Source organism: Acinetobacter sp. FB, assembly GCF_056033405.1.
Map to the genome: position 1 here is coordinate 475,762 of NZ_CM148502.1, position 15,836 is coordinate 491,597.

Sequence of the window (15,836 nt, forward strand, 5' to 3'; positions counted from 1 at the left end):
TTGTAACTAGAACTCACTAAAAATGAGACTAATTACAGCAAAAAAATAAACAAGGATGGAGGAAGGATATGAATTCCATAATCCAAATGGACTCGGATTTAAACCATACCTACACAGGGTTTGGTTTTTTCGACATATACAATAAAAACAGTTTTAAACAACCAGCGCGTACTACATGGATAGATGGTTGGAAAATTGAATATATGGCAATTGCAGATCCTAAGACGATCTACAACACGCCAATTGTAATTGTCGGGGGCGCATTTCAAAATTTTAACTCTTATAAGTATTGTGTCGAGCAACTCTTTGAGAGTGGGCCTGTCATATTGATTGATTTACCATCAATGGGCGCAAATCAGCAGATTCGAAATGTGGATACAGGCGAGTCAGCAGGAATTCTTGAATTACCAGATTTATCGAAAATGTTAGGTCAATGGCTTGATATTGTTGGGATTGATAAAGTTTCGGTCATGGGCATGTCGTTGGGATCAGTTGTTGCATCTTCATTTGCACACCAACGTCCTGAACTGATTGATCGTATGGTCTTGATGGGTGTGATGCAAAAGACCCGTAAAAGCTGGCGTATGCTGCTCGAGGAATCTTTACACTTGATGCGTGAAGATCGTATGGAGGAGTTTGGGCAAGCAGTTATTTTGTATCTTGTGAATCATGCCAAGCTTGATAAAACGCGGATGTCTCCAACGGCAAAACGTTTATTCTTTAGACAGATGGCCGAGTTTACTGCAACTGAACGTGAGCGTTACGAGATTAATTGCAATCGACTACTCCGTTTAAGCAATGTACCGGTTGCGCAGTGTAAAACTCTTGTTGCGGCAGGGCAGTACGATAGCTTTACTTTGCCACATGAAAATGCTGACTTTGCTTTGCAATGTAATAATATGGAATTTGCGTTGATTGCCAATGCAGACCATGTTCCACAATTACAACGCCGCAAAGAAACGATGACGCTTTTTACTACGTTTTTAAAGGGAGAATCCATCGACAATCTTGATGGTATTATTCCAATGAACCGCGAACAGATGAAAAACATTGAGCGTCGTGGTGAAGAACGTATCCCTGTTTTAAAACCAGACACTAAATTATCACATCGACATTCAGATACCGAAGTAGCAGTAAAGATTGTAGATATTACGTTCTTTGGTGTGTACTTAAAACTTGATCATTTGGATCAGCTTGATTTTGTTAGCCAACATCCACGAGATTTAGCCTTACATTTAGCTGATGAAGAAGGTGAGTTTAAAATAGAATGTTTAACATTTGAGGCAACTGAACAAGGTTTACGTATCTTGTTTAAACATGGTAGTTTCGACGTTGCGGATCGTTTGTCTCGTTTTCTTGAGCGTCAGAAACAAATTTAATTATTTTTAATAGAATTTTAAAAGAGAAGTGTTTTGAATTCACTTCTCTTTTTTTGATTTTTATTTATTGGTGGCTTGAATCATCCAAACAAGATCACCGAGATGCTGTTCCTTGTTTTCTAAACGTGTTTGTTCAAAAAATTCTTTAGGTTGAAGCACTTCAACTTGCTTAAAACCAGCTTCATGAAAAAAATTCTCTACCTCTACTGGTGTCTTAAAGTGGAAGCTAAAAGCGCTGCGTGACATTAATTTCAATAAACGACTACTATTCCAAATAATGGTTGCTAATTTATTTTGAGTGGGTTCTGGATAAAGATCGGTTAAATAATGAAGTTCTTTGAAGTCACGGCCATAGATCGCAATTGCTTGAATAAGTTGCTGAAGTAGTGGCTTTTCAAAGTAGTTAATTAAGCCTTCACTAATAATCACCAAAGGTCGTTTAGGGTCAAAGACTTTAAATACGTTGGCAAATGCTTCTGTAAATAAATCAACGGATAGGACATCATCAACATGTGGTTCAATTTGTTGTAATGCTGCTTGTTTTGTTGCGGCCATATCAGGTAAGTCAAGTTCACGATAGCAAATGTCTGGGTGATGCTGTCTAAACCACCAACCTCGTGGCGATAAGCCACATGCAATTTCAAGTACTTGTAGGTTTGGATATTGCTGAATCAATTGCTCTAAATGCGTATCAAGCATGGTATGGCGTTGTTTCAAAGTTGTTCGCATACTTCCACCAACATACTTTTCTGCCCAACTTTCAATCGGATGGACTAAGGCTGCTAGTGTTTTTCCTTTAGTTGTCGCTAATGCAGGGTGGGAAATGCCCATTTGATACCAAATATAACCGGTATAGTGTGCAGTAAATGAAATATGGCGGTGTTTCGAAAGTTGTTGTGTCATCTGTCCTAGACTCAATTTTTTCATTTTATTGTGTTCCCATGCACAACCCATTTGCGCGAGGAAATTGACCTATTCATTTTCAAATAGGTCAATTGGAGATGGCGTGTTAAATCATCTTTTGCCTATTGGCAAGTTAAAACGAATTCTTAAAGTCTTCAATGACTTTTTTTACGTTCTGCCAACTTTCATCTAAATTTAGTGTTGAACCTACTTGGATGTTTGGAATTTTACCGCGCATACGCTCTAGACGTTGTTGATTTGGTAAAGCCAATTTTTGAATGCCATCTAAAGCTGTACATGCTGCTGTTCGATCATTACACACTAATCCCATATCACAACCCGCATTTAATGCCGCTTGAATACGTGCATCAGCACCACCAGCAACACATGCAGCTTGCATACTGAGATCATCAGAGAACAAAACGCCGTCAAATTTGAACTGCTGGCGTAAGATATTTTGTAGCCAAAATGAAGAAAAGCCTGCAGGGTTTGGATCGACTTGATCATAAATCACATGCGCAGGCATTAAAGCATCAAGTTGAGGCATTAATTTGATAAAGCTTTGCATATCTTTGTCGTAAATTTCTTGATATGAGCGACTATCAATCGCCGCAGCGACATGTGAATCAGCTTTTACGGAACCATGTCCAGGGAAATGTTTTCCAGTTGTTGCCATGCCTGCTTGTTTCATTCCACGCATAAAGGCATCAGCTAGTGGCACGATGTCTTGCATATTTTTAGCAAAGCCTCGATCACCAATCACATCACTAATATCATTGAGATCTAGGACTGGAGCAAAACTAAAATCAATACCTACAGCGAGAACTTCAGTTGCCATTAACCAACCACATTGTTGGGCTAACTCAATTGCTTGTTCAGGATGATGTACATAATGTTCACCAAGTCGCCCCATTGCAGGTAACAAGGTGAAGCCTTGTCTTAAACGTTGAACACGCCCACCTTCTTGATCAACAGCAATCAGAATATCTGGACGGACTTGGCGCATATGATCAGTTAAAGCGCGAACTTGTTGAGGAGACTCAATATTTCGTGCAAATAAAATCATGCCACCGACTTGCGGAGCTTGTAATAGTTCAATATCTTCTTGAGTAAGTTCTGTGCCAGCAACGTCTAGCATCAATGCGCCGATCATATGGATTCCATTTGAATTTTGATGTAAAAAAGCGATAGCTAAATTGTGCAATGATTTGCTACATTTTGTCAGTACAGAATATGATAAAACTACATGATATTGATGATAAGTGCTTGTTGGTCATTTATTTACAATGATTAACGCGTACTACAGTTTGGTAAAAATATTGAATGAAATATGTTCATATTGATCGTACTAGCATGTAATAATTGCCATATCCAAGGAAGTACCAAAATTTTATGAAACTTCAAATGATAGCGTGTGCAGTTGCAATCGCGACTGGTGGTTTATTTTTTTCTCATACAATGAATGAGGCATTTGCGGCAACGGAAGCTCCTGTTGTTTCAACCGTGATCAAGCCATCACAAGAACAAGCATTGGTCGCACGTCAGTTGGCAACATTAGTTGATCGTCAGCATTATCTGAATATGCGTTTAGATGCTGCGACATCAAATCGTATTCTAGATATGTATTTGGACAGCTTAGATCCAGATCATTCATTATTTCTGAGCAGTGAAGTTTCAGAATATAAAAATAAATATGGTTCAAATTTTGGTAGCTCATTAAAAGCAGGAAATCTGACAGGACCTTTTGCGATTCATGCCCAATATCGTGAACGCTTGAAACAATTCTACGAATTTATGTTGGCTGAATTGAAGAAGCCACAAAATTTACAGCAAAAGGGTGTTTACCTTGATATTGATCGCGAAAAAGCGCCTTATTTTCAGACTTCTGCCGAGCAACAAGCACATTGGCAGAGAATGTTGGTGTCTCAGCTAATTAATTTAACGATTAGCAAAGAAGAAGAGCAAGCGAAGCAAAAGGCTTTGAAAGCTGATCCATCGCTTGCAAATGGTCAGGATTTAACTGGTCCAGAGGATTTAACACCAGTACAAACGCTGACAAAACGTTATACGCGCCAGCTTGAACGTATTGGTCGTGTAAAGAGCGATGATGTTTTAGATAAAACATTAAATGCAATGTTGGCAACTTACGATCCACATAGTAATTATTACCCTCCTATTGATGCGATGGAGTTAAATCGCCAGACCACATTGCAACTTGAAGGCATTGGGGTATCTATTCGCCCAGAACGAGGCAATGAAGATTACACCAAGATTGAAACTATTGTTGAAGGGGGACCAGCGAGTAAATCTGGTCAAATCAAATCAGGAGATCGAATCATTGGCGTTGCCCAAGATGGCGAAAAAATGATTGATGTCATTGGTTGGTCGAGTTCAGAAATTGTTGGATTGATTCGTGGTAAGCGTGGAACTAAAGTAACTGTTCGCTTACTCGGTGCAGGTGCTTCGATGAGCCAAGCACGTAATGTGAGTTTAGTCCGAGATGTGATTCAGGAAGAGGATGCGGGTGTTCGCTCACGTACAGTTGAAATTACACGTGATGGGAAAAAACATCTTTTCGGTGTGATTGAAATTCCATCTTTCTATTTCGATTATCGTTCACGTCGAGCTGGTACAGAATATCGTTCAGTTTCAGAAGATACAGCAAAAGCATTTGAATCTCTCAAAGCACAGAAAGTAGAAGGTGTTTTGGTTGATTTACGTAATGACCCAGGTGGTTCATTAGAAGAGGTTGCTCGTATGCTGGGTCAGGTGATTAAGTCTGGTCCAGTCGTACAAATTCGGGATGGCAATGGTAATGTGAATGTCTTTGAAGACACTGATGGCGGAGAGCAAATTTATGCTGGGCCAATGGCTGTGCTCGTTAACTTAGCGTCTGCGTCAGCGAGTGAGATTTATTCTGCTGCAATTCAAGATTATGAGCGCGGTATTATTATTGGTAGTACTACGACAGGAAAAGGCACCGCTCAGGTTCAATTAGACTCCTTAGCACATGGTCAGGCAACGTTAACTCAACGCAAATTCTATCGTGTTACAGGTGGAAGTACGCAGAACAAAGGCGTGATTCCTGATATCAAACTTGTTGATATTTACAATGAAGAATTTGGTGAGCGTAAAGCTAAAAATGCATTGAAATGGGATACCATTCCAACAGCACCTTTCAAGCGCGAAGGTTCTGTACAACCGTATATTGCTAAGCTTACCCAATCTTCTGAACAGCGGGTGAAAGCTGATTCACAATTTAATTATTTAGAAGCTCGAAAACTGATTGCACAAAAAAGTTCTGATCAGAAGAAAGTTGAGTTAGATATTGCTCAACGTCGGGCTGAGTTAATTGATTTAGAAAAGCAAACACTCAATGCTGAAAATCAGCGTCGTATAGCGACAGGTCAGGCACCTTATGCCAACTGGGAAAGCTATCAGGCTTCGATTGATGCATTAATTGAGTCACGTGCCAAAATGAAAGCTTATGCACGACCAGCATTGCCTGAAGAAGAAACCTTTATTACAGAAGCTGCAAATGTTTTGATTGACTACGCAAAGTTACAAAGCCATTAAACTACAGTTATAGAAATATAAAAAAGCCCTCAAATTGAGGGCTTTTTTATTGATTAGATTTTTAGTTATTCACACGAATCCAAATTTGACTACGACCTAATACTGATACGCCTACATATCCTCGTAAGTGTAAACGTTGTCCATTATTACTTACTTTTGCTGCAAGACTATAAATACGACCACTGTTTGGATCTAAGATTTTGCCACCAGAATAAGATAAATCTTTTTTATGCTTTAACTTGGTGATAACAGTCAAACCGAGGATAGGTTTGTTGGTGTAAGGAGCAGGGCAGCCCGTACAAAATTCTTTTGGTATATAACCTGTGCGTGGCGTAATTTTAGTGATTTTACCAATATATGTCCCATCGGCTTCTTGGGTGATTTCAACTTGCCCTTTGGGTGCTCCAGTTAGATCATCAATACTTTGCCAAGTACCTATAATATCCTGTGCAAAAGTCAGATGGCTAAGACTAAATAAGAAGAAAAACGTAATCAGTTTTGTGTACATGTTAAGCTACTCAGCCACTATTATTGTCTCTCTATTATTTCGGATTTCTAACAACACATTCAATCATTATTTTACATTTGTGTATTTTTTTAATAATTGAAATTTCAATGAATTTTTTTTAATGTTTAAGAAAAAACACCTTTCATTCAGAACGAAAAAAAGGTGTTTTATAGTGCTAAACCGTGATCAATTTGATCAAATACGGAGATGGCTGGCGCAATTGATAGCTCTAAAATTTTATTCTGCGCGAATCCAGATCTGATTACGACCTAATGCAGATATCCCAAGATAGCCACGTAAGTGTAAACGTTTACCATTTGAACTTAATTTTGCTTTCATACTATAAACTTTACCTGTATTCGGATCTAGGATACGTCCATTAACGTAGTTAATTCCTTCACCATGTTTTAAGCCCGTCATAACATCTAAGCCTAAAATTGGTTTGTTGGTATATGGTGCAGGACAGTCCACACATATTTCTTTAGGTGTGTAACCTGCTCGTGGAGTAATCTTTACAATCTTACCCGCATAAGTACCGTTCGCTTCTTGACGAATTTCAACCAAAGCTTTTGGTGCGCCAGTTTTGTCATCGATACTTTGCCACATACCTGTAATATCTTCTGCAAAGCTAAAACTGCTTACCGCAGAGAGAATCAACGCGCCTAATAATTGTTTGCCCATCATTAAAAATCCTTTTAACGTTTGAACTTTCATTATGTAGGATTTTTGACAACTAGTTCAATATTAATTGACATCTGTGTGACAAATTAAGAAAGAGACAAAATAAAAGTGGGTAGCCATATAGCAGTAAATACACCATTTACAGCCATACCAAAAGCAGCATAACGACCTGTAACAGGGCCTCGCTGCCATGCTTGTGCTGTACCAATTGCATGAGCAGCCAAACCTAAAGCTAAGCCTGAAGCCCGTTCATCATGGATATGTTTTAAAATCCACGGAGAAAATGCGGCGCCAATGACTCCAGATAAAATCACAATCAGCGATACCATCATCAGAGGAGCATGTAATAGTGTGGCAATATTCAGAGCAATAGGCGTCGTTACAGCTCGGGTCGCAAAAGCCATAATTGTTGGTTCTGACATGTGTAATAAATATGCAAGTCCCATCGGTAATGCAACTGCACTGATACTTGCAAAACACAAAATGCCAATCATTGATTTAATTGGCAAATCATCATAACGCATCGCAGCTAAAGGGATGGCTAAAGCCACAGTAACGTAGCCAAGTAAATGATTAAATATACTATTCACATTATTCATGTAATGTTCATAAGGAATACCCAAAATTGCGAGTAGCCCAATCACGATAAACATCGCAAAAACAATTAATGGAATTTGTGGAATTTTTTTATTTAAAGGTTTTGCGATGAGATAACTGATTAAGGTAATCACGAATCCATATATAACCATCAACATATTCATGAACTCCTATAACCAGCGTTTCGCCATTTTGGCGTAAATCCACAATGGCAATAAAGTACTCAGGGTTAAGACAAATAAAAAGATTGGAATTTCTTTGCCTAAATGTACCAACATGATCAAGGAGCCAGCACAGATCGGCAAAAATGCAAAAGCACTTTCTTTCATGATTTTGTTGTTGGTATCTATAAGACGATTAGAGATTTTTCTAAATCTTCTCCAAATTAATAAAGTTGCAAGTAAGCTGATCAGTCCGACGAGATTACCTAATTCTGGATGATGAAAGACCGTGGTAATAGCAACAGCACCTTCACGAAATACAATAATTAATAGAATCGTGCAAAACCAAGCTGTCCAATCAATTTCTTTCATCTTTTTTCTAACTCTCACTTATGAACGATTATTACATTGATGCTTACTTTTCAAATTCTTCCAAAGGCCTGTGAAATAAAGCTGCTTGGTTTCCAAGAATTTCATCTAATGGTAGATGTGCTTGTTTGATCAGTTGATACAATTTTTGTGGAGCAATACAAACTGATAAATGCAAATCACCTTGCTCATCATATTGTTCAGTTTGAATGACATTGAGTGTATAAAGTTGTGTGCGTAGTTTACCGTAAGCGGGTTTGAGAACTAAGTCGAAATGTTGTAACTGTCCCATGAGGCATTGTTGAACAGCTTGGCTTAGTAAATCCAATCCCTGCCCAGAATGCGCAGAAACATAAACGCGATCAGGTAAATCTGCTGCCTTATAAATAATTTTTGCCGTATCACCACTGAGATCAATTTTATTGTAAACATGAAGAATCGGTGCATCGGCTCCAATTTCTTTCAGCACAGATTCCACTGCTTCGATTTGTTCAGGCATGTTAGGGCTACTGCTGTCAATTACATGCAAAAGTAAGGTCGCTTCTAGTGTTTCTTCTAAGGTCGCTTTGAAAGATTCAACCAAATCATGCTGTAAATTTCTCACAAATCCAACTGTATCTGCGAGTACGACAGTACCAATACCATCCCATTCTAGACGACGTAAGGTTGGATCGAGTGTTGCAAAAAGTTGGTCTGCTGCATAGACATCACTTTGGGCTAAAATATTAAACAGTGTCGACTTACCGGCGTTGGTATAACCAACCAAAGAAATCGTTGGAATTGCTGCTTTTTGGCGTGCGGCACGACCTTGTAATCGGGTCTGTTGAACTTTAACCAATTTGTCTTTCAGTTGGTTAATACGTACTTTGATGAGTCGGCGGTCAGTTTCAAGTTGTGATTCACCAGGACCACGTAGACCAATCCCACCTTTTTGTTGTTCTAAATTACCTGTGAAGCCTCGAATTAACCGCGTTGATAAATGCTTAAGTTGGGCAAGTTCAACTTGTAATTTTCCTTCGTGTGTACGCGCCCGTAATGCGAAGATATCTAAAATAAGCCCTGTGCGATCAATTACACGGCATTTTAAGATTCTTTCTAAATTACGTTCTTGAGCTGGTGAAAGAGAGTGATCAAAGATGACTAATTCAGCTTCTAGCTGCTGAACTAATTCTGCGATTTCATCAACTTTACCTGAGCCAATAAAAAATTTAGGGTCTGGTTTATTTCTTTGTACAGAAATATGTTCAAGAATTTCAGCACCAGCGGATTGAGCGAGCAATCGAAACTCTTCAGCATCAAGGTCATCGAGTAACTGCACAGAAACACTGACTAAAATTGCTCGTTCACCACCTTGTTGCCGCTCAAAAAATTCCACGCTGTTATCATATCCTGAGTCTTGAAGCCTTATTCTAGAATAAACTTCAAGCAAAGGGCAAAGGCTTCATGGATTTATATGACATGATGGTGAAGAAGTTTGATAAAACCAACGAGTGTGCCGATATATAAAATTGACCAGCCCAAGAACATTCTTAAAGCATAGCCATAAGGAATATTCACTTGATTATGAGATGTTGTGTGTTGAGGATTCATCATATGACTTCTTAATTTATTAATTCGATTTATTTATGATATTTAATTTAAAAAACCTTTTAAAATTGAAAATAATTATATTCACATTCGTTTTTTCTCATGGTGGTAACTTTTATAAATAGATACGGGCATGATATAAGTGAGCTAGTTCAATGTAATGTGCATACATGCGTACGGTTTTAATGATTTATGACTCAAGAAGCAACAGCAGCAAATAACACACCATTAAATTTCATCTCTAAATTGAGCTTGTATAGTAAAAAATTAGCCTCAGGTCTAGAAACAATTGGTGAAGGTTTTTATCTCATTTATCGACACGGTTTATACAAAGACCCGAATAATCCAACGAATACGCGTTATGTTCAGTATTTTTGCCGCCGTTTATGCGAAGTTTTTAATATCGAAGTTCAGATTCATGGCACTATTCCACGAGAACCAGCGCTTTGGGTGAGTAATCATATTTCTTGGTTAGATGTTGCTGTACTTGGCTCTGGAGCACGTATTTTCTTCTTAGCAAAAGCAGAAGTCGAAAAATGGCCTATTTTGGGTAATCTAGCAAAAGGCGGTGGAACCTTATTTATTAAGCGTGGTTCTGGTGACTCAATCCGAATAAAAGAACAAATTACAGAGTTTTTAAAACAAGATATTCCAGTTTTGTTCTTTCCAGAAGCCACAACCACAGATGGTCGTCAGGTCAAAAAGGTACACGGGCGCTTATTGGGTGCTGCGATTGACGCGCAACGTCCAGTTCAAATTTGTGTGATTTGCTATGTCAATCAGCAAGGTGAATTAGATCTAGTCGCACCATTTATTGGTGAAATGTCTTTTGCAGAACATGTGCAACGTGTTTTAGAAATGCCAAAAGTTACCGCACATTTATTGACCCTACCTGCAATTCCTGTAACAGGCCATACGGTAGATAGCTTAACTAAAGAAGTTGATCGTCAAATGCGAGCAGGGCTGCTTGAGTTACAAAGCAAAGTTTTAAATACTCAGCCATAACATATTCGGTTTAAATTACATAAAGCCTTCAATTGGCAGCCATGAAATAATTTTCATGCCTGCTTTTTGCCACCATTTCATTCGAGGTTCTTTGGTGTAGATGACAGGGCCTTGTGGTGTTTCACGTCGCCATGTAATTTTTTTATTGGCATCTAACACTAATTTATAGGCATATTTACTTAGGTTTTGGTCCATAGTTGCATGAACAGCCTGCGCTAAAGGTGGGCTATCTAAAAGCACGCCAATTTCAGTGTTCAGGTAAGCAGAGCGTGGATCAAAATTAAATGAACCAATAAAAACTTGCTTTTCATCTAGCGCCATCAGTTTGGCATGTAAACTGGAACGGCTTAGTCCTTTGATATTTACTTTTGCTTTCTTCGCGAGTTCTTCGGTATGTTTATCGAGATCATTTTTATTTAATGCTGGAAGAAACTCATATAGCTGTACACCATGTTCCAGTAAATCCTGACGATATTTTCCATAAAATGCATGAACAACAGCGACATCGTTTGCCTGAAATGAGTTTGTGAGCACTCGAACCTCGATTCCATCTTTTGCAAGATCATTGAGAATTTTGGCCCCCTTTTTTTCAGGGACAAAGTAAGCTGAGATGAGGTCAATATTTTTTTCAGGTTGTTCTAAATGGTTAATCAATTGGAAATTAAGGTGTTCTTGTTTTTTGGCTTTTGATTTAATTTTGTCAGGAGAGTCTTTTACAACTTCAGCTTTTACCCAGTTTAAAGGAATATCCCGACTGATAATTGAATCAATTGCCTGTGAGTTGCCAGTCAGATCAAGATAATTCTGTACCGTTGCTCTCTTATAATGCTCATCAAGTTGCTGTTTTAGGCTCTCATAGCTTAAGCGATGAGCATTTTGATTGACAATTTCCTTTACATCGTAAGCGTAACTATGATTCCAGTATTCGTCAAAAGACTGTGAGATGTCATTGACCGCTTTGCCCACCAACATCACATCGACATCAGAAAACTGATAGTTATCACTCACGTTATAGTATTGATTCGTCATATTACGTCCACCAATCAAGGCAACTTGTTGGTCTGCAATAAAACTTTTGTTATGCATTCTGCGGTTGATACGTTTTAAGTCCAAAACCATATCAAGCGCACGGTATTTGCGAAAACGATAGGGATTGAATAATTTAACTTCAATATTTGGATGCTGTGCTAGAGCTAAGAAGATGCCTTCAGTTTTTTTTGCGTTATTATCATCAATAAGTAATCGCACTTTGACACCACGATCTGCTGCGCGAATCAGCGCATGCAAAGCAAGAGCACCTACTTTGTCATTGTCCCAAATATAATATTGCAAATCTAAGGTTTTCTCTGCTTTATCAATTAAACGTAGTCGTGCTGCTAACGCTTCTAGGGGTTCAAATAAAACGTGATAACCCGTCAATCCAAGATTTTGTTGTTCTAAAGGTTGAATGATCTGAGCCAAAGTTGTCTGATTTATTTCTAATTGTTGAATGTTAGATTGTTGTATTGGCTCTATTTTATGTTTAGGTAGTGTGCTGCATCCTGTGATTGTGATCGCAATACTGCAATAAATCGCAAGCATACTTTTATTGTAAGTAGTTGTACTTATTTTTGTATGTTTGCGATTTAGATGAGAAAATTGCGTCATAATCTTTACTGATTAAAAGTTGGACTTGAGTATAGCATTTCATCAAAAATTATAAATATGAGATGCGATGTATGCCCTAATGTCAGATTAATGAGAGTGGTAATGTCGAATTCGGACACAGTTATATTAATTTTCTATATTATTTTTATTGTTTTAGCCTTGTGGGCATTCGCTCAGGCATGGATTCATCAAGCAAGAACTGAAACGATTCATCCTTTTAAAGCTTTTGTACATCTAGCAGCATTTTATCTTTCTTATTTGTTAGTTCCTCTCTGGTTTTTTACCTTGTATGCAGGTTGGTCTGAATTTTATAGTTTACATGAGAGTATTTTTGTTTTCCTTTTAACGAGCATATTGATTTATGCACGATTTATTGAACCACATATGGTTCATATTAAACATCATCAATACCGTTTAAATCCAGATCGTGATTTTATTCGACCTGTTAAAGTGGCCTTAATTGCAGATATGCATGTGGGATTGTTTTCTGGTCATGAACGTCAATTAAAAAACATTGTTAAAAATTTAAATGAAGCTAAACCAGATATTGTAGTGGTTGCAGGTGATTGGACTTATGAACCTGAGAATCGCTTGATTCAGGAACTCTCAGTACTAAAACAAATTCATGCCCCTGTGTATTCCGTCCCTGGTAACCATGATGAGCAGTATCCTGGTCCACCTATACAGACATTATTAAAAGATGCATTGGAGCAGAATAATGTGATTGATATAGAAGGGCAGATTATCGATTTTGATGAGTTTCGCTTAATTGGAATTGGTGATTTATGGGCGGGTAAAGCAAATATGCGATTTATGCCAGACTTACCACAAGATAAACCATGGCTCATTTTATCTCATAACCCTGATACAGTAGATATGGTGCCAGCATTACCTACACGACCATTAATGCTGGCTGGTCATACACATGGAGGGCAAATCGAACTTCCTTGGATTACAACGTATATTATGAAAAAAGTGTCTATTTTGGGGCACAAAAAAGGTTTTTATACACATGAACATGCTGATGTATTTGTAACGGTTGGGACTGGAATGGTTGGTGTTCCATTTCGATTTCGAGTTCCACCGACGATTGATATTATTGAACTCATATAAATTAAAAAAGCCAACTTTAAATAGTTGGCTTTTTTAAAAAATTACAAGTTAAGGAATAATAATAATCGTAACTCGGCGGTTATTCGCGCGGTTCTCGTCAGACGTATTTGGTACGAAAGGTTGGCTTGCACCACGACCAATCACAGTGACATTATTTGGTTTGAAACCCTGATGAATAAAAATCGAAGAAACGCTTTGAGCACGTTCTTCAGACAATTTCTGGTTATATTCAGGATTACCAATATCATCAGTGTGACCCACAACTTTTAATTTTTGCAGATCATACTTGTTCAATTGATTGGCAAGACGAACGATTTCTCTTTGATTTTCAGGTTTAATATCTGCTTTATTAAAGTCGAAAAGTAAACGTTCAGGCAGACCCAGACTCCAACCTTCTTCTGTTAAAACGAAACCTTCTTTTTTTAGCATTTTGACTTGACGATATTTCAAAGGACCAAAACTTAAACAGCCAGCCAATGTTAGGCAGAGTAATGCTACAAAGGAGATCTTAAAAGTGTGAGCGCGCATAACATGTCCTAAATTTCTGGTTTATAAAGAAACCAATGTGGATTTAAATTTTTAGCTTTATACATTGCTTGATCTGCTTGCATGACTAAATCATCTGGATTGTCTGCAAACTGTGAAAAAGCAATCCCTAAACTAAAGCTAAAATGGATAAGTTGACCGTTAAAATCCAAAGGCTCATCACAACTTGCTAGTAAACCTTCAGCGATTGTTTGTAAATGATCAGAATGATGGATGGTATGCAAAATGATTGCGAATTCATCACCACCCAAACGAGCAATAAAGTCTTCTTGTCTGACAGACTGCATTAATCGATGTGCCATTTCTCTTAATACCGCATCACCAGCAAGATGACCATAATGATCATTAATTGCTTTAAACTTATTATTATCTATGAAAATCAGTGCAGAATTGTGACGAAATTGCTTATTTTTAAAAATATTGAGCAATTCTTCATAAAAATAGTGTCGATTAGGTAAACCTGTGAGCTGATCATGGTGAGCTTGAAATGAAAGTTGGAGATTCTCTTTCTGTAAATGAGTATGCCAAACTTGTATTTCTTCTAAGAGCTCATTAAATACCGTATTAAGATTTTGAAACTCTTTAATATGGTTATTGGGGAAGCGTAAGTTGTAAGCTTTCTGATCACTCACTAATTGAGCAATATGCGTTAATGGTTTGATCGCTTGCATGATTTGGCGATAGGTAAGATTAACGGACCATAACAGAGCAATCACGATAAAAAACATTGATATGGCTAAGCCAATAATGATGGTCTTTAAAAAATGTAAAATGTTTTCAGAGCTACCATATAAAACCAATTCACCAACTTTTTTCTTATGATGCATCACAATAAGTTTAATTGGGTCGTGCAAGAACCAACGATCTAATATGCTCTGTAAAAATGAGGTATGTGCTATTTGCTTAGTACTTTCTGCTAATAATTGATGTTCTGGGTCATACACATGGATACTGCGAATAGCATGATCGGTTGTATAGTCAGCTAGGATTTGATCAATAGCACCTTTATCTTTAAAAACGACAGCAGGTTGAATGCGTTCAAGTACTGTTTGACTTAATAGCTGCAAATTCTGTTTAGCATAAGTTTCCATAGTAAACATGGAAATTGTTGCAAAAGTACAAGAGCAAATTAAAAAAGTAATTGCAAAAATCGTAAATTGAGATTTACGGAATAAAGCATGTAGCGAAGTAGATTGATATAAATTCGAAATCACTTTGATTACTCCGTATTCTTCGCCAAGATTAAGACTCGGGGGTCGATATGAACTTTGGAGTAACTCAAAGCATCTAGATTTACTTTAAATGTAGAAGAGGTCTTTTTGTTGTATAAACAGAAAATACTGCCGATTTCACATGCAGGGTTATTGATACTTAATGAAAGTAATGAACGCGATGGATAAGCTTGAATCAAATTTTGTTGCTGTTGCGGAGTTGTTGTTGAGAAATACACAACATGACATTCTGTTTTTTGAAAATCTTTTGAATTAACAGTCTGCACCTGATAGTCATATCCAAGTTGTTTAATATTGGACTGAAATTGATTCGAAGCCTCAGCATTATCTATCACACAAATAATTGGGCGAGATGTATTCGACCACTTGCTATAACTCAATATGGTTAATGCTAATTCATAAAAATTATGATTTGAAATGGCGTAACAAATCTGGCTCGTAGCGATCGACGCTAAAAGCAACAGTAATTGTACTTTTTTACTAATAAACCGTATTTTCAATCAAAAATGCCAAAAAATGTGAAGCAAGAGAC

General features: G+C 37.6%; 16 protein-coding genes. 4 read left to right on the top strand and 12 right to left on the bottom strand.

Annotated features, from left to right (window positions below):
* Nucleotides 1–68 precede the first annotated feature (68 nt).
* Nucleotides 69–1,379 (top strand): alpha/beta fold hydrolase, encoded by a 1,311-nt coding sequence (locus AC0JIQ_RS02290; protein ID WP_474202507.1) that lies wholly within the window; start codon nucleotides 69–71, stop codon nucleotides 1,377–1,379.
* A gap of 60 nt (nucleotides 1,380–1,439) precedes the next feature.
* Here the strand turns inward: AC0JIQ_RS02290 and AC0JIQ_RS02295 are convergent, their stop codons facing one another.
* Together AC0JIQ_RS02295 and nagZ are read right to left on the bottom strand one after the other, a co-directional pair.
* Complete coding sequence (locus AC0JIQ_RS02295; protein WP_050042015.1) at nucleotides 1,440–2,282, bottom strand: class I SAM-dependent methyltransferase; 843 nt, start codon at nucleotides 2,280–2,282, stop codon at nucleotides 1,440–1,442.
* A 133-nt stretch (nucleotides 2,283–2,415) separates the two neighbouring features.
* On the bottom strand, nucleotides 2,416–3,435 hold the full coding sequence (nagZ, locus tag AC0JIQ_RS02300) for a beta-N-acetylhexosaminidase (RefSeq protein WP_050042014.1): 1,020 nt from the start codon (nucleotides 3,433–3,435) through the stop codon (nucleotides 2,416–2,418).
* A 239-nt stretch (nucleotides 3,436–3,674) separates the two neighbouring features.
* On the opposite strand from nagZ, the gene AC0JIQ_RS02305 reads away from it, so the two are divergent.
* Nucleotides 3,675–5,858, top strand: a complete 2,184-nt coding sequence (locus AC0JIQ_RS02305; protein WP_004660463.1) for a carboxy terminal-processing peptidase — start codon at nucleotides 3,675–3,677, stop codon at nucleotides 5,856–5,858.
* 61 nt (nucleotides 5,859–5,919) lie between these two features.
* Here the strand turns inward: AC0JIQ_RS02305 and AC0JIQ_RS02310 are convergent, their stop codons facing one another.
* The 6 genes from AC0JIQ_RS02310 to AC0JIQ_RS02335 form a co-directional block, all read right to left on the bottom strand.
* Nucleotides 5,920–6,366: a DUF2147 domain-containing protein gene (locus AC0JIQ_RS02310; RefSeq protein WP_004660464.1), complete on the bottom strand. Its 447-nt coding sequence runs from the start codon at nucleotides 6,364–6,366 to the stop codon at nucleotides 5,920–5,922.
* 237 nt (nucleotides 6,367–6,603) lie between these two features.
* Nucleotides 6,604–7,047 carry a DUF2147 domain-containing protein gene (locus tag AC0JIQ_RS02315; RefSeq protein WP_161794032.1) on the bottom strand — a complete coding sequence of 148 codons (444 nt, stop codon included), beginning with the start codon at nucleotides 7,045–7,047 and terminating at the stop codon, nucleotides 6,604–6,606.
* Between the two features lie 86 nt (nucleotides 7,048–7,133).
* Entirely contained in the window at nucleotides 7,134–7,802 is a 669-nt protein-coding gene (locus AC0JIQ_RS02320) for an LrgB family protein (RefSeq protein WP_004660468.1), read from the bottom strand.
* Between the two features lie 12 nt (nucleotides 7,803–7,814).
* Nucleotides 7,815–8,177, bottom strand: a complete 363-nt coding sequence (locus tag AC0JIQ_RS02325) for a hypothetical protein (RefSeq protein ID WP_004660470.1) — start codon at nucleotides 8,175–8,177, stop codon at nucleotides 7,815–7,817.
* Between the two features lie 43 nt (nucleotides 8,178–8,220).
* Nucleotides 8,221–9,549 carry a ribosome rescue GTPase HflX gene (gene hflX, locus AC0JIQ_RS02330; protein WP_474202508.1) on the bottom strand — a complete coding sequence of 443 codons (1,329 nt, stop codon included), beginning with the start codon at nucleotides 9,547–9,549 and terminating at the stop codon, nucleotides 8,221–8,223.
* Between the two features lie 74 nt (nucleotides 9,550–9,623).
* Entirely contained in the window at nucleotides 9,624–9,764 is a 141-nt protein-coding gene (locus AC0JIQ_RS02335) for a hypothetical protein (protein WP_005156142.1), read from the bottom strand.
* A 189-nt stretch (nucleotides 9,765–9,953) separates the two neighbouring features.
* On the opposite strand from AC0JIQ_RS02335, the gene AC0JIQ_RS02340 reads away from it, so the two are divergent.
* A complete protein-coding gene (locus AC0JIQ_RS02340; protein WP_474202509.1) occupies nucleotides 9,954–10,766 on the top strand; it encodes a lysophospholipid acyltransferase family protein in 813 nt (270 codons plus the stop codon).
* 15 nt (nucleotides 10,767–10,781) lie between these two features.
* On the opposite strand, the gene AC0JIQ_RS02345 is transcribed toward AC0JIQ_RS02340, so the two are convergent.
* Nucleotides 10,782–12,347 (bottom strand): phospholipase D family protein, encoded by a 1,566-nt coding sequence (locus AC0JIQ_RS02345; RefSeq protein ID WP_474202510.1) that lies wholly within the window; start codon nucleotides 12,345–12,347, stop codon nucleotides 10,782–10,784.
* Between the two features lie 168 nt (nucleotides 12,348–12,515).
* Between AC0JIQ_RS02345 and AC0JIQ_RS02350 the strand changes: the two genes are divergently transcribed.
* Nucleotides 12,516–13,526: a metallophosphoesterase gene (locus AC0JIQ_RS02350; RefSeq protein WP_474202511.1), complete on the top strand. Its 1,011-nt coding sequence runs from the start codon at nucleotides 12,516–12,518 to the stop codon at nucleotides 13,524–13,526.
* 48 nt (nucleotides 13,527–13,574) lie between these two features.
* Here AC0JIQ_RS02350 and yfiB read toward each other — a convergent pair whose 3' ends face one another.
* From yfiB to yfiR, 3 genes are read right to left on the bottom strand one after another with little or no spacing between them, the layout of a single operon-like run.
* Complete coding sequence (gene yfiB, locus AC0JIQ_RS02355; protein WP_004660479.1) at nucleotides 13,575–14,054, bottom strand: outer membrane lipoprotein YfiB; 480 nt, start codon at nucleotides 14,052–14,054, stop codon at nucleotides 13,575–13,577.
* Between the two features lie 8 nt (nucleotides 14,055–14,062).
* Nucleotides 14,063–15,286, bottom strand: coding sequence for a diguanylate cyclase DgcN/YfiN (gene dgcN / locus AC0JIQ_RS02360; RefSeq protein ID WP_474202512.1), 1,224 nt, complete (start codon nucleotides 15,284–15,286; stop codon nucleotides 14,063–14,065).
* 5 nt (nucleotides 15,287–15,291) lie between these two features.
* Nucleotides 15,292–15,804 (bottom strand): regulatory sequestration protein YfiR, encoded by a 513-nt coding sequence (gene yfiR / locus AC0JIQ_RS02365; RefSeq protein ID WP_474202513.1) that lies wholly within the window; start codon nucleotides 15,802–15,804, stop codon nucleotides 15,292–15,294.
* Between the last annotated feature and the right edge of the window lie 32 nt (nucleotides 15,805–15,836).

What these genes read in the sequence shown, in the direction of transcription:
- AC0JIQ_RS02290 (WP_474202507.1), top strand. Translation starts at nt 69, where the DNA reads ATGAATTCCATAATCCAAATGGACTCGGATTTAAACCATACCTACACA.
- AC0JIQ_RS02295 (WP_050042015.1), bottom strand. Translation starts at nt 2,282, where the DNA reads ATGACACAACAACTTTCGAAACACCGCCATATTTCATTTACTGCACAC.
- nagZ (WP_050042014.1), bottom strand. Translation starts at nt 3,435, where the DNA reads ATGATCGGCGCATTGATGCTAGACGTTGCTGGCACAGAACTTACTCAA.
- AC0JIQ_RS02305 (WP_004660463.1), top strand. Translation starts at nt 3,675, where the DNA reads ATGAAACTTCAAATGATAGCGTGTGCAGTTGCAATCGCGACTGGTGGT.
- AC0JIQ_RS02310 (WP_004660464.1), bottom strand. Translation starts at nt 6,366, where the DNA reads ATGTACACAAAACTGATTACGTTTTTCTTCTTATTTAGTCTTAGCCAT.
- AC0JIQ_RS02315 (WP_161794032.1), bottom strand. Translation starts at nt 7,047, where the DNA reads ATGGGCAAACAATTATTAGGCGCGTTGATTCTCTCTGCGGTAAGCAGT.
- AC0JIQ_RS02320 (WP_004660468.1), bottom strand. Translation starts at nt 7,802, where the DNA reads ATGTTGATGGTTATATATGGATTCGTGATTACCTTAATCAGTTATCTC.
- AC0JIQ_RS02325 (WP_004660470.1), bottom strand. Translation starts at nt 8,177, where the DNA reads ATGAAAGAAATTGATTGGACAGCTTGGTTTTGCACGATTCTATTAATT.
- AC0JIQ_RS02335 (WP_005156142.1), bottom strand. Translation starts at nt 9,764, where the DNA reads ATGAATCCTCAACACACAACATCTCATAATCAAGTGAATATTCCTTAT.
- AC0JIQ_RS02340 (WP_474202509.1), top strand. Translation starts at nt 9,954, where the DNA reads ATGACTCAAGAAGCAACAGCAGCAAATAACACACCATTAAATTTCATC.
- AC0JIQ_RS02345 (WP_474202510.1), bottom strand. Translation starts at nt 12,347, where the DNA reads ATGCTTGCGATTTATTGCAGTATTGCGATCACAATCACAGGATGCAGC.
- AC0JIQ_RS02350 (WP_474202511.1), top strand. Translation starts at nt 12,516, where the DNA reads ATGTCGAATTCGGACACAGTTATATTAATTTTCTATATTATTTTTATT.
- yfiB (WP_004660479.1), bottom strand. Translation starts at nt 14,054, where the DNA reads ATGCGCGCTCACACTTTTAAGATCTCCTTTGTAGCATTACTCTGCCTA.